We start from the raw sequence: 13480 nt of genomic DNA on the forward strand, positions 1-13480 counted from the left end.
GGGACGCTTCCCGGCGCGTCACCACCCGAGTCCGCTCTGGGTCTGGATGAAATTGCCCAGAGCCTCGGCCATGTGCTGGTGTTCCTCGGCGGTGGGGTGCCAGTCCTCGCCGTAGGAGCCGCTCGAGGCGGGCGGATGGGCCAGGTAGAAGACGTTGGGGTTTGCCAACTCCTCGACCATCTCCTTCACGTACCGCTGGATGAGCGTCCAGTGCTGGCGGTCCTTGGGGTAGTAGTCGCTCATCGTCGGACCGACGGCGCAGATGATCTTCGCGGAGGGGTAGTACCTGCGCAGCTCCTCGACGAATTTCGCGTAGGCCGCCTTGAAGAGCATGGGGTCCGGGGCGCTGGGTGTATTGGTTTCATCGCGCACGGCGAAGTCGCTGACGCCCAGGTTGAGGATGATGACGTCGGGGACGTAGTCGCGGGTGTCCCAGACGGCCTCCTCGCTGTCGTCGTCGGGAAAGAGGCGCTTGTAGCGCGTGGCGAGGGTGTCCTCGGTGGAGCCGTCGGGGTTGCGTTGCACGCCCCGGTACCACATGCACGTGGTGACGACCTGGGCATCGAACCGGCGGCCGAGGAGCGCTCCATAGGCCTTGGAGTTGTCCTCGTTCTTGGAGTGGTAGCCGGTGTTGGGCTCCGTGTTGTTGGGGGCCTTGATGCTCACCTCGTTGCCGTAGCCACAGGAGACGGACTCTCCGATGATCTCGATGCGCCGCTCGGGGAGGGGAGGGGGATCCAGCAGGGTGCCCTGCACGCTGATGCCCCGGAACTGGATGGTGCCCGCGTAGGGCCCGGTGCGCTTGACGAACTCGATGGTGTGCTCGCCCGGCTTCAGGCCGCGGACGGCCTTGAGCAGCTCGCCGTTGTCCGTATTCGGGAGCTTGAGCACGGCGGTCTGCTTGCCATCGACGATGACATTGACGAAGTTGGTGCGCTTGTCACCGCCTGTGCCCTCGTCCTTGAAGGCCACGTCCACGCCGGTGCAATCGCAGCGCAAGCGCACGGTCGCGCCGGGATAGGCATACCGGGGGCCGAAGTCATCGTCGAACTGCATGCGCCCGATGAATTGCAGCTTTGGATCCATCGCGCCGTAGTCGTCCCACGCCTCGAACGGCGCGCAGCTCACCAGGGTGGACGCCGCGACCAGCACGGCCCCATGAATGCGATTCATTTCTCGTTCCTCCTCGGGCTGGAGCAGGAGTATCGCCCCCAGTGTCTCCTCCTGTCGAAGGACGGGGAGCCGCGCTGGATTCCCCCTGGCGGTGGAACGTCCAATTCTGTCGATAAACGGCCTGAATCTCCGGGAAGTGGCCTTCAACGACGTCGAACGCTATAAATCGACAGAATTGAGCGAGGGCTCTCCACCCGTGAGCTTCCAGGAAACCTTTTGGAAGGACCCCCTTCCGCTGCCGCGCGGGGTGGAGTTGCTCCGTCAGGACTCGCTCGTGGTGCCGCAGCGGGGACCAGGCGGCCAGGCTGTCTATGACCTCGTGCAGGTGAGACTTCCTCAAGGAGGGGTTCCCGTCCTGATGGCGTATCGAGCGCCCCTGTTTCCGGTGGATGTTCCGCGCCTGCGCGAGCGCCTCCGAGGACTCGATGAGGAACTGAGGAGGCGGGAGTCAGCGGGGCGGGGATTGCCTGTGCCACGCGTGCCGATGATCGCCACCGATGTGGCCAGTTCGGGTCTCATCGAGGTCTGTGCGCGTGAGGACGTCGCGCTCGTGGATCTGCGCGGCACGCTCGTGCTCAATTCCGGGGGCGCCTTCATCCGTATCCAGGGACGGGGGCGCTTCCAACGGACTCCGCGGGCTCCGGTGTTCCACGGCAAGGGGAGCCGCCTGGTTCGCGTCCTCTTGAGTGAGCCGGGGCGGACCTGGAGCATTCGTCAACTGGAGGAGTTGACCCAGACGGGCTACGGCTATGCGCAAGGCGTCCTGACCCGCCTGGAACGGGACGGCTATCTGGAGCGTGCCTCCAGGAAGTCTGGCTTCCGGGTGAGGGATCCCGCGGGTCTGGTTCGCGCCTGGCTCGACAGTGGCAAGCGGACCGCGGCGGTGGTCGACGCCTTCAACGCGCCCTCCACGACCGCCGACTCGCTCCAGCGGGGACATTCCGCGCTGACTGCCCTGGGCATCAGGTCGGTCTTCACCCTGGCCAGCGGACTGCGACCCGAGGAACGCTTCGCCTCGGGATTACCGCATGGCGTCTATTCGACCGGGCCGGTGGACTCCCTCATCCAGGCTTTCGGTCTGCGCCGCATGACTCCACACAACTTCTGGGTGATGCGCCCGGAGGTTGCGGCCGACACGCAAGCGGGAGGCGTCTACTTCATGCCCCGCGAGTTGCCGCACGGCCTCGGAGTGGCACTGCCTCAGCTCATCGTCGACTTCCACTTCAGCGCGGGACGAGGAAAGGAGCAGGCGGAGGTCTTGCAAGCGCGCTACCTCGAGGCGTTGCCGCTTCTCCCGGAGAGCCCTGCGTGATGGATGAAGTGGAGCAGTTCGAGGCGGTTCTCCGGGAACTCGGAGAATTGATGATCGATCTGGGAGATCTCGCCTCCTCGGTCGTGCTGATTGGAGGGCAGGTGCTCGCCCTGGAGTCGAGACGGCGAGGCCATTCTGGCGTCATCGCCGTCGAGACGGAGACAGGAGAAGAGGTCACCCGGGGGTTCACCTTCGAGCCCGATCTGCTCTTCGATCTGGATGGCACCGAGTTCATGGCGGGCCGGTTGCCGGAGGTCTTGAAGCAACGGGGCTATGAACGTGCTCGTCAGTTTCGCTGGTCCAAGAAGTTGCAAGGTCTGTGGGTACAGCTCGATCTCTTCGCTCCCGAAGAAGTCGAACCGGAAGATCTTCCCACCGCCATGACGCCTCTTCCGGACTCGCGGCTGGTCCTGCGGCGGGCTCGACCCATCACGTTGATCATTCAAGGCACACCCTTGAGGATCTCGATTCCGGATGCGGTGGGATTCCTCGCCATGAAGACGCGGGCCAAGCTGCAACTGCGTCCCGAGGGCAGCAAGGACAGCTTCGACATCTTCGCGTACGTCAAACTGATGGGGGCCGATGCCGTCCTGGATACCTTGAACCAGGCCATGCCCGAGGGAGGAGAGATCCGCCGCAAGATCCAAGGGCTCTTCTATACGCGCTCGTCACCCGGGGTTCGGGATGTCCTGGCCTACGCCGACACCCTGGAGCCCGAGCAGCGGGAGTTGTTGGCGCAGTCCGTCGTCGACCTGTTCGCGGCGTTCTGAGGCGCCCGGCCTGGCGAAGCGGGGCTTGCGAGCCGCCGCTCCGGGGACGAAAGTGTGGGCCCTCTTCTCGTCGCTGGAGTCTCGCCGTGCCCGCCGCCCTGCCGCTCTCCGCCGCCTTGCTCTGTCTTCTCTCCGCACCGCCCAGGTCCCCGGCCAAGGCCGCCGCGCCCTCGGGCCCCTCCCCCCAGGTGGCCGAGCAGCTCATCGGCGTGGCGCTCACCGATGGCCATGCCTACGCCCGTCTCGCCGAGCTCACCGACGGCATCGGCCCGCGGTTGTCCGGCTCGGAGGGCGCGGACGCCGCGGTTCGTTGGGCGAAGCGGAGCCTCGAGGCGGACGGGGTGAAGGTGTGGCTCGAGCCCGTGAAGGTTCCCCACTGGGTGCGCGGCGAGGGCTCCGCGCGCGTGCTCGCCTCGGACACCCGGCGCGAGCAGAAGCTCGCCGTGCTGGCACTCGGCGGCAGCGTGGCCACTCCTCCCGAGGGCCTCTCCGCCGAGGTCGTCGAGGTGCGCTCGTTCGAGGAGGTGGCGGCGCTCGGGGACAAGGTGAAGGGAAAGGTGGTCTTCTTCAACCACTCCATGGCGGAGACGAAGGACTACGGCCCCGCGGCCGGACTGCGCACCCGGGGCGCGTCGGTGGCGGCGAAGGCGGGGGCGGTGGGCATGCTCATCCGCTCGCTGGCCACCGCGTCGCTGCGCACGCCGCACACGGGCGCGCTGCGCTACGACGAGGGCGTGCCGGCCATTCCCGCCGCGGCGGTGTCGGTGGAGGACGGGGAGCTGTTGCACCGCCTGTTGGCCTCGGGCCCGGTGAAGGTGGAGCTGAAGCTCACGTGCCAGACGCTGCCGGACGCGGACTCCTTCAACGTGGTGGCCGAGGTGAAGGGCCGCGAGAAGCCGCGCGAGGTGGTGTTGCTCGGCGCGCACCTGGACTCGTGGGACGTGGGCACGGGCGCGCACGATGACGGGGCCGGCGTGACGATGGTGATGGAGACGGCGCGGCTGCTCGCCCGGCTCAAGCCCGCGCCCCGGCGCACGGTGCGCGTGGTGCTCTTCATGAACGAGGAGAACGGGCTGCGCGGAGGCCGCGCCTACGCCGAGGCGCACGCGGCGGAGCTGGGCGAGCACGTGGCCGCGCTGGAGATGGACTCGGGGGGAGGCAAGCCCCTGGGTGTGGTGCTGCGCGCGGGCCCTGGTGGCGACGCGCTGGTGAAGCCCTGGCTGCGTCCGCTCGAGGCGCTGGGCGCGGGCGTGCTCCTGCCGGGCGAGGCGAGCGGTGCGGACATCTCGCCCCTGATGCCGGCGCGGGTGCCCTTCGTGGGCGTGCGGGTGGACTCCAGCCGCTACTTCGACGTGCACCACTCGGAGGCGGACACGCTGGACAAGGTGGACCCGAAGGACCTGGCGCACAGCACGGCGGCGCTCGCGTGGGTGAGCTACGTGCTGGCCGAGGTGCCCGGCGTGCTGCCCCGTCCCGAAGCCCCCGCGGCGCCCCACCCATGAGCGATCATCCCGAGGCCGAGAATCAGCGGGGCTCGCGCCGGGGCCGGATGCAGCCGGAGCGGCGCGAGCAGGTGCTGGAGGCGCTCCTCGAGGTGCGTGCGAGGGCCCGGGCCGCCTGGCCCGAGGAGACGAGTCCCCAGTTGTCGCAGGGCTGGGTGGATCGCCGCCGGCTGCTGCTGTTGGACCTGGTGCTGGGCGTGGGCGAGGAGCTGATGCGGGGCGACACGCTGGGGGCGCGCGAGCTGGCCGAGCGGCTGCATCCGGTGCTGGTGGCGGCGCGGGAGCTGGCGCCGGGCTATTCGCTGGGCAAGGCGGCGGACCTGGTGCTGGAGGCGCTGGAGGAGGGCGAGCCGGGACTGGAGGTGGATTGAAGTCCGCCCCGAGTCCACTATCCTCGCCGCTCCTGAGGAGGAAGCATGGCGAGACAGCAGGGGCGTCGGGCCGCGCGGGCGCGGGACTTCATGGCGCTGATGGACCGGCTGCGCATCATCGAGGACGAGGCGGCGGAACAGGCGTTGCTCGAGGAGCTCACGCGCGTCGACCGTCCCCTCATCCTCTCCTTCGTCAACGCGCACGCGGTGAACCTGGGGTGGGATCAGCCGGGCATGTTGGACGGGCTGCTGCGCTCGGACGTGCTGCTGCGCGATGGCATCGGGGTGAAGCTGGGCCTGCGCGCCTTCCACCGGCGCTACGGGCTGAACATGAATGGCACGGACTTCATCCCGCGCATCGCCCGGGCGTACGCGGGGCGGAGCGTGGCGCTCTTCGGGACGCGCTCGCCGTGGTTGGACAACGCGCGGCGCACGCTGGAGGAGTGGGGCCTGAAGGTGGTGGCCTGCCACGAGGGCTTTGATCCGCCGGAGACCTACCTGCGGCTCGCGGCCGAGTCCAAGCCGGACCTCATCCTCATGGCCATGGGCATGCCCAAGCAGGAGGAGATCTCCGTGAAGCTGCGCGAGGCCCTGTCGCACCCGGTGCTCATCGTCAACGGAGGCGCGGTGCTGGACTACATCGGGGGCAAGGTGCCGCGGGCGCCGCTGGTGATGCGTCAGACGGGCATGGAGTGGCTCTTCCGTCTGGCCGTGGAACCCCGGCGGCTGTTCCGCCGTTACGTGGTGGGCATTCCCGTCTATTTCACCCACGTGGCCGAGGTTCGTCTGTCATCGCTGCGCAAGTGATGCGCCGGTGAGCCCGGGGTAGGCGAGTTGGGGTAGGTTCCCCGCGGGGGGGACCTGGGTCCCTCGACGAGGAGCTCCATCATGACGACACCCGCTCGGCCACCCATCCTGCTGACGATGGCCGACTACTACGGCACGCTGGCGGCGGTGCGCAGCCTGGGCCGGCTCGGCATCCCCATCACCATGGCCGAGTCCAAGCTGCTCGCGCCCGCGCGCTGGAGCCGCTACGTGACGCGGCGGGTGAGCTGCCCGAGCGTGGGGGACTCGGACGCCTTCATGGAGTGGCTGGTGCGCTTCGGCGAGCGCGAGCCCGGCCACGTGCTCTACCCCACGAGCGACGACATGGCGTGGCTGTTCGCCCTGCACCGCGAGGAGCTCGCGCGCCACTTCCTCATGTACCAGCCGGACGTGAGCGCCATCTACGGGCTGCTCAACAAGCAGCGGCTGCACGACCTGTGCGAGGGCGTGGGGCTGGACGTGCCGGACACCTGGTTCCCGGAGAACGAGGCCGCGGTGGAGCGCGTGGCGGCCGAGGCGCGCTTCCCGGTGCTGCTCAAGCCGCAGACGCAGATCCTCTTCGAGAGCCACGTGAAGGGCGCGCAGGTGGAGCGCGCGAGCGAGCTGCTGCCGCGCTACCGCGAGTTCCTCGAGCGCAACCAGTACGGGCGCAAGCTGCTCGCGTATGACCCGCGGGCCAACCGGCCCATGGTGCAGGCCTTCTACACGGAGGCGGCGCAGAACATCTTCAGCATGAGTGGCTTCGTGGACCGCACGGGCGAGCTGTTCGTGGCGCGCGGGGCGCTCAAGGTGTTGCAGCGGCCGCGCAAGCTGGGCATCGGCCTGTGCTTCGAGGAGGTGCCGGTGGACGAGGCGCTGGCGGAGAAGGTGCGCCAGTTGTGCAAGAAGCTCGGCTACTACGGCACGTTCGAGGTGGAGTTCATCCGCGTGGGGGGTCGGCAGCTGCTCATCGACTTCAACCCGCGCTTCTTCAGCCAGATGGGCTTCGACGTCGCGCGGGGCATGCCGCTGCCCCTGTTCGTCTACGAGGCGGCGGGTGGCAACGAGGAGCGGCTGGCCCAGGTGGCGCGCGAGGCGCTCGCGTGGAAGGGGACGGGCCAGTACATCTACTGCCACCGGGGCATCTTCGAGCTGCTCCTGCGCGCGCAGGGGCTGTCGGGCCGGCTGTCCTCGCAGGAGGTGCGGCAGTGGCGCGAGTGGTACGCGCGTCACAGCGAGCGCGCGGTGGACGCCGTCATCGACATCGGGGACTGGGTGCCGTGGGTGGTGGACGTGGCCATGCACCTGCGCTTCTACGCGCGCCACCCCAAGAGCTTCATCCGCACCATGGTGTTGGACAAGTAGCCGGAGCGGCTCGCCCGGGGTGCTTCCCTGGCCGCCGGGCCACCTGGGGAGGATGTCGCTTTGCCCATCCCGGGAGCGCGGGGCTTTCCTGTATGCTCCGCGTCATTTCCCGCCGCTGCCGCGCCTTCCTCCTCCTGGAGGGGGGTTCGGACGGCTCCTTCACGGAAAGCGCATGACCCTGTTCCGGTATCGCGAAGACCGCATCCCCGTCCTGCTGTTCCTGTGCGTGTTCGCACTGGACCTGACGGTGTACTTCCTGGCGAGCAACTGGTGGTTGCCCATCCTGTGGTTCGGCGCGCTCATCATCCCCAAGGGGTGGATCTGCTCGTGGAACCACAACCACCAGCACCTGCCGATGTTCCGTCACGCGCTGCCCAACCGCCTCCTGGAGGTGGTGTTCGGCTTCCAGACGGGAATCACCTCGCACGCCTGGTTCCTGCACCACGTGGTGGGCCACCACAAGAACTACCTGGACCAGGAGAAGGACGAGTCGCGTTGGAAGCGCGATGACGGGACGACGATGGGCGAGGTGGAGTACTCGCTCAAGACGGCGCTCACGGCCTATCCGCGGGCCTTCCAGGTGGGCCTGGAGCAGCCCCAGCACCGCAAGGCGCTGCGCATCTTCGTGGGCATGGCCGCGTTGCAGGTGGCGCTGCTGGGCGTGCTCTTCTGGCACAACTGGTACAACGCGCTCTTCGTCTTCCTGCTGCCCATGGCGGTGTCGCTCTACGTGACGGTGTGGGCCACCTACTTCCACCACGTGGGCCTGGAGACGGACGACCACAACCAAGCCTCGTACAACATCCTCCATCGGGGCTACAACCTGATGACGGGCAACCTGGGCTACCACACCGCGCACCACTCGCGGCACGGCCTGCACTGGTCGAAGCTGCCCGAGCTGCACGCGCAGCTCGCGCGCGACATCCCCCCCCATCTCTACCGCCAGCCGGGCATCCCCTTCGTGTGGCGCGAGTCCGAGGCCAAGCTGGTGCTGAGCGACGAGCAGGTGGAAGCGCTCGCGTCCACCGCCGTGTCGCCCTCGCCCAAGCGCGCCGCCGCGGCCTGAGTCACCCGGGGAGGGGCCTCGCGAGGGGCCTGTCTCCCGCCGGGCGCGCGGCGGCCGACTACCGCGCGAGCTTCAGGTCCAACACGGACATGGACCAGGGCGGCAATACCAGCTGCACGCTGTTGCCCGAGGTCAGGAAGGTCTGGTTCTCGGAGAAGCCCGCTGGCCCGCCCCGGTAGCCGAACACCCGCACGCTCTCGACGTTGCCGCACCCCTTGAACTCCACCTGGGTGGTGCGCGCCGCGTCCGCGTCCAGGTTGAGCGCGACGGAGACCATGTGCTCGCCGCTGTCATCGCGTGAGGCGAACAGCGACGTCGTCCGGGCGTCCGCCGGCTTGTCGAAGCGCGAGGGCACGTAGTGGTCGAGGAATCGGCCGCCCTGGCCATCGAAGTTGCGGAACGCGCGGAACGCCCAGAAGGCGGGGCTGTTGCGGGGCGGATAGGTGAACATGAAGGCCGAGGTGATGCCCTGCTCGGCGAAGCGTCCGAGCGCCTCGGCCTGGGCGAGCCCGCCGCTCATGTGCGTGGTGGCGCCGAAGTTGTACTCCCCGATGGAGATGCCCCGCTTGGGGTAGTACTCGGCGATCCATCGCTTGAGGCGGGGGATGAGCTCCACGGTGTCTTCGATCCACGACTCGTCTTCGTACGAGGGATCCCACAGCGCGCGCACCGAGCGGATGCGCCGCGCGGAGGTGTCGGGATCGGTGGCGCCCCGCTCCTCCATGCCCATGCCCTTGCCCTGGGGGTAGAAGTGGACGTCCACCACGTCGAGGATGCGGGTGCCCGTCTGCTGCTCGTGCTCGCGCAGCTTCTTGAGGTACCAGGGCAGGAGCGCGAGGTTGCCGTGCGCCTTGATGTCCTTCTTGTTGCCGCCCGGAGCCAGGTCCGCCGCCGAGTGGAAGTAGTTCGTCCAGCCCCACTCGGCCGGGCCGGCGATGACGGCGTCTGGGTCGGCTTTGCGCACGGCGGTGCCGTAGGCGATGGTGCGCTCGAGCAGCTCGTCATAGGTGACGGGCTCCGGGTGCACGTCGCGGTGCGTGGTGTTCCAGAGCATCGGCTCGTTGTCGAGGATGTACATCTGGACGCTGCGCCCGCGCTTCTTGTCCTTCTCGCGCAGCGAGCGCACCCACTCGTGGATGAAGGAGGGAGGGGCCTCGACGCTCGTCTGGGTGGGCTCGGGCGGGGCCAGGGCTTCGCCCGAGGACGCGAGCCCATTGCCGGCCTCGGGCACGTCCGGATCCATCTTCTGCTGGGGGCCGAAGAGCGAGCGGGGAAAGCTCGTGGAGGTGGCGTCCTTGGCCACCCAGCCGATGAGGGGCACGGTGAGGGCGGACTGGAGCCCGTGCTGGAGGTTGGCCTGGAGGAAGCTGTCGGCGGTGTAGTCGGGGCGGGTGCCGAGGACGACGTTGCGGAAGTACCAGTCGTTGGCCGTGTTCCAGACGTTGCCAATCTTCCAGTTGTAGCGGGAGCTGGCGTTGCCTCCCCAGCGGCGCGCGGTGGCGCCCAGCTCCCACTGGTGGGACTCCTTGAGCTCGCGCAGGTTGCTGAAGGCGATGCCGTAGATGAGCGGGCTGATGGAGTGGCCGGGCGCGGTGCAATCCACCACCACGCGCGAGCCCTTGGTGTTGCCGAAGCCCGGGCGGGTTCCACCCCCCGTGCCGGCGGGCGCGGGAGTGGGAGTGGGCGCGGAGTAGGAAGGAGGCGGGCGGGGAGGGCTTGCCGCCTGGGCCACGGCGGGAGGAGTCCGGGAGGGCGGCGGGGTGGCGCGGTCGGCGAGCCGCGCGAGGCCCAGCTGGCTGATCTCCACCCAGTCCTCGCCCACCGGCTTGTAGGCGCGCAGCACGAGCTGCGTGAAGGCCTCCTTGCGCGGGTTGAGCTCGCTCATGGGGATGAACACCTGCGTCCAATCCCCGTCGCGGGCGACGACGTGCGCCTCGGACACGCGCACGCGGTGGAAGAGCGTCTCGCCCTCGGAGTCCAGCCGCACCTCGAGGAAGTCGCCGAAGCTCTTGGGCGCGCGGTAGCGCAGCGTGAGGCCGCCGTAGTCGGTCCCGAGCTCCTTCTTGGACAGGCTCCACCCGCCGAACTTGTGCAGGCGCAGCTTCGCGGGCGATGCACCCTCCATCTCGTGCTGGGCCCACCCTCGGTCTTCCCAGCCCGGGAGCAGGCCGTTGTCGTAGGCCAGGTCCATGGGCTCGACGACGGCGCCGGAGGGGGCCTCGCTGGCCTGGGACTCCTGGGAGGGGCTCCCGGTGTCCGAGGCGGGCGTCATGCCGCCGGGCGCGGTGAGGCCCAGCTCGTCGATCTCCACCCAGTCCTTGCCCACGTTCTTGTAGGCGCGCAGCACGACACTGCTGAACTCGGCCCGCTTGGGATTGAGCTGCTCGAGCGGGATGAAGAGCTGGACCTGGTCCCCGTCGCGGCGCGCCACGTGGCTCGCGTTCACCTTCACGCGGGGGAAGATCGTCTCGCCCTCCGTCTCCAGCCGCACCTCGAGGAAGTCGCCGAAGTCCGCGGGGGCCCGGTAGCGCAGCGCGAGTCCGCCGAACTCCCCCTGGAGGCCCTTCTTGCGCAGCATCCAGCCGCCCATCTTGTCCATGCGCAGCCGGGCCGGGCCGGGGGGCTTGAGCTCCCGCTCGGACCAGCCTTCGTCGACCCATCCCTCCATCAAGTAGCCCCGGCTCCAGAGGGCCTCGGTGATGGCGGGGATGTCATAGACGGTCGCGCCAGCACTGGCCTCCTGGGAGGAGCCGCGCTTGCACGAGGTGAGCAGGGGCGCGCCGAGGCAGACGCCGGACAGGAGGGCGACGCGGGACCAGCGGCCGCGCCATGACGAGAAGACGGGCCGCATCACTCGCCGTCCACGTCGCGGCGCGGGAAGACGCGGGCGGGGATGCCCACGGCCACGCTGTCGGGCGGCACGTCCTGGAGCACCACCGCGTTGGCGCCGATGCGCGAGCGGGCGCCGATGGTGATGGGACCGAGGATGCGCGCGCCGGCGCCCACCCACACGTCGTCCTCGATGGTGGGGTAGCCGTCATCCTTGGCGGTGCCCACGGTGTTGTTGCCGTAGAAGCGCACGCGGTTGCCAATCTTCGCGTCGCCGCCGATGACGGTGCCCAGGCTGTGGACGAAGTAGACGCCGGTGCCCAGCTGCACGTCCTTGCCAATCTCCACGCCGAGCAGCGCCGTCTGGGCCACGCGCAGCGCGTGGTTGCCCAGGGGAATGCCCAGGCTCCGCGCCGCCTCGCGCAGCCGCTGCAGCGCGAGCACCCGGTAGCCGTCCGACGTGAGCACCATGGCGGCCACGGCCTTGGGGCTCGCCTGGCCGTGGTGCTCGGAGCGCGTCGCCTCCAGCGCGTCCTCCTGGAGCGCCTGGACGAGCCGCCGCACCTGGCCGGGCCCGCCCGCGGTGAGGGCGAAGCGCGCCACGTGCCGCGCCGCCTCGCCCAGCGAGCCCGCCTCGGCGCGCGCCCCGCGCAGGTACTCCATGGCGTACGTCACCGAGGTGCCCATGAAGGCCAGCTTCGAGTAACCCGCCTCGTCGGCCCGCCGCGCCGCACCCATCACCGCCTCCGTGAGCGGACGCGTGGCCTCGGGCGCCACCACCGCGGCGGCGAGCAGCGGCCGGGCCAGCGGGTTCATCTCGAAGAGGAAGCGCCACGGGTCCACCTGCGGCACGTCCGGGTGCTTGTCCGCCACGCGCGAGTCGAAGACACCATAGCGGTGGGCGCGCTTGAGCCACTTCTCGTAGCTGGTGTGATCCGAGCCGTGCAGCACGTGCGCGGCGGCGCAGAACTCGAAGCGGCAGCCGGCCTTCTCCAGGCGCACGCCCAGCTCGATGTCCTCGGACTGGCCGAGGCTCTTGTCGAAGCCGCCCGCGGCCACGTAGTCCGCGCGCCGGAAGGACACGTTGCCGGTGAAGAGCTGCCAGCCGTGGGCGCGCCGCTTGGGGCCGCTCATGCTCGCGGCGATGCGGTTGTTGAGCCAGGCGTACCAGCGCTCGAACAGCGGCATGTCTGAGATGGCGGGGTCCGGGCGGATGCCGCCGAGCACCACGTTGCGCGAGCCCTGGGGGTGGCGCGCGAGGTGCCGGGCGAGGAAGTCCTCGGCCACCTGCATGTCGTCGTCGGTGATGAGGACGATGTCGCCCCGGGCGGCGAGCACCCCGCGGTGGCGGGCGGCCGCCGCGCCGGCGTTGGCCTGCGTCTCCACGCGCAGCGTGTAGGGCAGCGAGAGCTTGTCCAGCACGGGGGCCACCGGCTCGCGCGAGCCGTCATCCACCACCACCACCTCGAAGTCGGAGGGGGGCAGCGTCTGCCGGGCGAGCTGGTGGAGCAGGCGCTGGATGAGATCCGCGCGGTTGTAGGTGGCAACGACCACACTCAGCCGCGGGCGCGAGGCCTCGGGCCGAGGAGGAACAACGGCGCCAGGGGCGCCGGAAGCTGCGTTCATTTCTTCAGGGCTCCGGACGGGGGCTGGAGGGTAACGCTTCCGAGGAAGCGCTCCTTCCCAATCAGGTCCAGCGTCCGGCGGGCCGAGGTGTAATCCGAGGTGCCGAGCGTCACGCTCAAGAGCGCCTTCTCGGCCGCCAGCGCGATTTCCAGCCCCAGGGGGTTGGCGACGACGGAGTCGATGAGGACGACGACCCGGTCGCCCTGCTCCACGTACGCCCGCATCTCACTGACCACGTGCTGCGAGGCGCCCAGCTCCAGGCCCTCGGCGTCCAGGAAGTGCAGGGGCGTGCTGCTCTGCCGGCTGGCGACCTCGAGAATGGCCTGGACGGCCTGCAGTCCCGAGCCCCCCGCGTGCGAGGGCACCACCACCAGCGAGGACCAGCGGTGACGCTGGTTGAGCATCGCCCAGAGCTGCAACAGCGTGCTCGACGGCACGCTGGGCGTGGGGGCATACTGCGGCTGCGCCGTCTCCGCTGCCGTGGCCACCGGGCCCTCGGCCTCCACTTCTCGCTCCGGAGAAGCAGGCGGGGGCTGCGGCCGACTCCCACGCACGACGGACAGCGGCTGCACCACGCGCCGCATGTCGGGTGACGTGGGGCCTCCCGTGCGCGAGCCACCCTTCGTCTTCTTGTCGTGAGGCTCGAACATGGCCGGAACTAT

General features: G+C 69.4%; 11 protein-coding genes. 7 read left to right on the plus strand and 4 right to left on the minus strand.

Annotated elements, in window-relative coordinates; all coding sequences use genetic code 11:
- Positions 1-18 precede the first annotated feature (18 nt).
- Positions 19-1173 carry an SGNH/GDSL hydrolase family protein gene (locus F0U63_RS00585; RefSeq protein ID WP_395842610.1) on the minus strand — a complete coding sequence of 385 codons (1155 nt, stop codon included), beginning with the start codon at positions 1171-1173 and terminating at the stop codon, positions 19-21.
- Between the two features lie 484 nt (positions 1174-1657).
- Between F0U63_RS00585 and F0U63_RS00590 the strand changes: the two genes are divergently transcribed.
- The 7 genes from F0U63_RS00590 to F0U63_RS00620 all read left to right on the plus strand — a co-directional run bounded on the left by F0U63_RS00590 (position 1658) and on the right by F0U63_RS00620 (position 8363).
- Positions 1658-2485: a hypothetical protein gene (locus F0U63_RS00590; protein WP_395842612.1), complete on the plus strand. Its 828-nt coding sequence runs from the start codon at positions 1658-1660 to the stop codon at positions 2483-2485.
- Positions 2485-3255 carry a hypothetical protein gene (locus tag F0U63_RS00595; protein WP_395848550.1) on the plus strand — a complete coding sequence of 257 codons (771 nt, stop codon included), beginning with the start codon at positions 2485-2487 and terminating at the stop codon, positions 3253-3255. Before F0U63_RS00590 ends, F0U63_RS00595 begins: the two co-directional genes overlap by 1 nt.
- Before the next feature lie 86 nt (positions 3256-3341).
- Positions 3342-4757 (plus strand): M20/M25/M40 family metallo-hydrolase, encoded by a 1416-nt coding sequence (locus tag F0U63_RS00600; protein WP_395842614.1) that lies wholly within the window; start codon positions 3342-3344, stop codon positions 4755-4757.
- Entirely contained in the window at positions 4754-5128 is a 375-nt protein-coding gene (locus F0U63_RS00605) for a hypothetical protein (RefSeq protein WP_395842616.1), read from the plus strand. The genes F0U63_RS00600 and F0U63_RS00605 overlap by 4 nt, the downstream gene beginning before the upstream one ends.
- 45 nt (positions 5129-5173) lie before the next feature.
- Complete coding sequence (locus tag F0U63_RS00610; RefSeq protein WP_395842618.1) at positions 5174-5935, plus strand: WecB/TagA/CpsF family glycosyltransferase; 762 nt, start codon at positions 5174-5176, stop codon at positions 5933-5935.
- Between the two features lie 81 nt (positions 5936-6016).
- Positions 6017-7297, plus strand: a complete 1281-nt coding sequence (locus tag F0U63_RS00615; protein ID WP_395842620.1) for a carbamoyl-phosphate synthase — start codon at positions 6017-6019, stop codon at positions 7295-7297.
- Positions 7298-7469: 172 nt separating this feature from the next.
- On the plus strand, positions 7470-8363 hold the full coding sequence (locus tag F0U63_RS00620) for a fatty acid desaturase family protein (protein WP_395842621.1): 894 nt from the start codon (positions 7470-7472) through the stop codon (positions 8361-8363).
- Positions 8364-8421: 58 nt separating this feature from the next.
- On the opposite strand, the gene F0U63_RS00625 is transcribed toward F0U63_RS00620, so the two are convergent.
- From F0U63_RS00625 to F0U63_RS00635, 3 genes are read right to left on the minus strand one after another with little or no spacing between them, the layout of a single operon-like run.
- On the minus strand, positions 8422-11214 hold the full coding sequence (locus tag F0U63_RS00625) for a glycoside hydrolase family 44 protein (RefSeq protein WP_395842623.1): 2793 nt from the start codon (positions 11212-11214) through the stop codon (positions 8422-8424).
- Positions 11214-12818 (minus strand): exopolysaccharide biosynthesis glycosyltransferase EpsD, encoded by a 1605-nt coding sequence (gene epsD / locus F0U63_RS00630; protein ID WP_395842624.1) that lies wholly within the window; start codon positions 12816-12818, stop codon positions 11214-11216. Before epsD ends, F0U63_RS00625 begins: the two co-directional genes overlap by 1 nt.
- Positions 12815-13468 carry a hypothetical protein gene (locus F0U63_RS00635; protein WP_395842626.1) on the minus strand — a complete coding sequence of 218 codons (654 nt, stop codon included), beginning with the start codon at positions 13466-13468 and terminating at the stop codon, positions 12815-12817. The genes epsD and F0U63_RS00635 overlap by 4 nt, the downstream gene beginning before the upstream one ends.
- Between the last annotated feature and the right edge of the window lie 12 nt (positions 13469-13480).

It is taken from the genome of Cystobacter fuscus (assembly GCF_044360685.1).
In the GTDB taxonomy this organism is placed as follows: domain Bacteria; phylum Myxococcota; class Myxococcia; order Myxococcales; family Myxococcaceae; genus Cystobacter; species Cystobacter fuscus_C.

Coding starts and splice junctions, on each gene's coding strand:
- F0U63_RS00615 (WP_395842620.1), top strand. CDS start 6,017: ATGACGACACCCGCTCGGCCACCCATCCTGCTGACGATGGCCGACTAC.
- F0U63_RS00605 (WP_395842616.1), top strand. CDS start 4,754: ATGAGCGATCATCCCGAGGCCGAGAATCAGCGGGGCTCGCGCCGGGGC.
- F0U63_RS00585 (WP_395842610.1), bottom strand. CDS start 1,173: ATGAATCGCATTCATGGGGCCGTGCTGGTCGCGGCGTCCACCCTGGTG.
- F0U63_RS00620 (WP_395842621.1), top strand. CDS start 7,470: ATGACCCTGTTCCGGTATCGCGAAGACCGCATCCCCGTCCTGCTGTTC.
- F0U63_RS00595 (WP_395848550.1), top strand. CDS start 2,485: ATGGATGAAGTGGAGCAGTTCGAGGCGGTTCTCCGGGAACTCGGAGAA.
- F0U63_RS00590 (WP_395842612.1), top strand. CDS start 1,658: ATGATCGCCACCGATGTGGCCAGTTCGGGTCTCATCGAGGTCTGTGCG.
- epsD (WP_395842624.1), bottom strand. CDS start 12,818: ATGAACGCAGCTTCCGGCGCCCCTGGCGCCGTTGTTCCTCCTCGGCCC.
- F0U63_RS00635 (WP_395842626.1), bottom strand. CDS start 13,468: ATGTTCGAGCCTCACGACAAGAAGACGAAGGGTGGCTCGCGCACGGGA.
- F0U63_RS00625 (WP_395842623.1), bottom strand. CDS start 11,214: ATGCGGCCCGTCTTCTCGTCATGGCGCGGCCGCTGGTCCCGCGTCGCC.
- F0U63_RS00610 (WP_395842618.1), top strand. CDS start 5,174: ATGGCGAGACAGCAGGGGCGTCGGGCCGCGCGGGCGCGGGACTTCATG.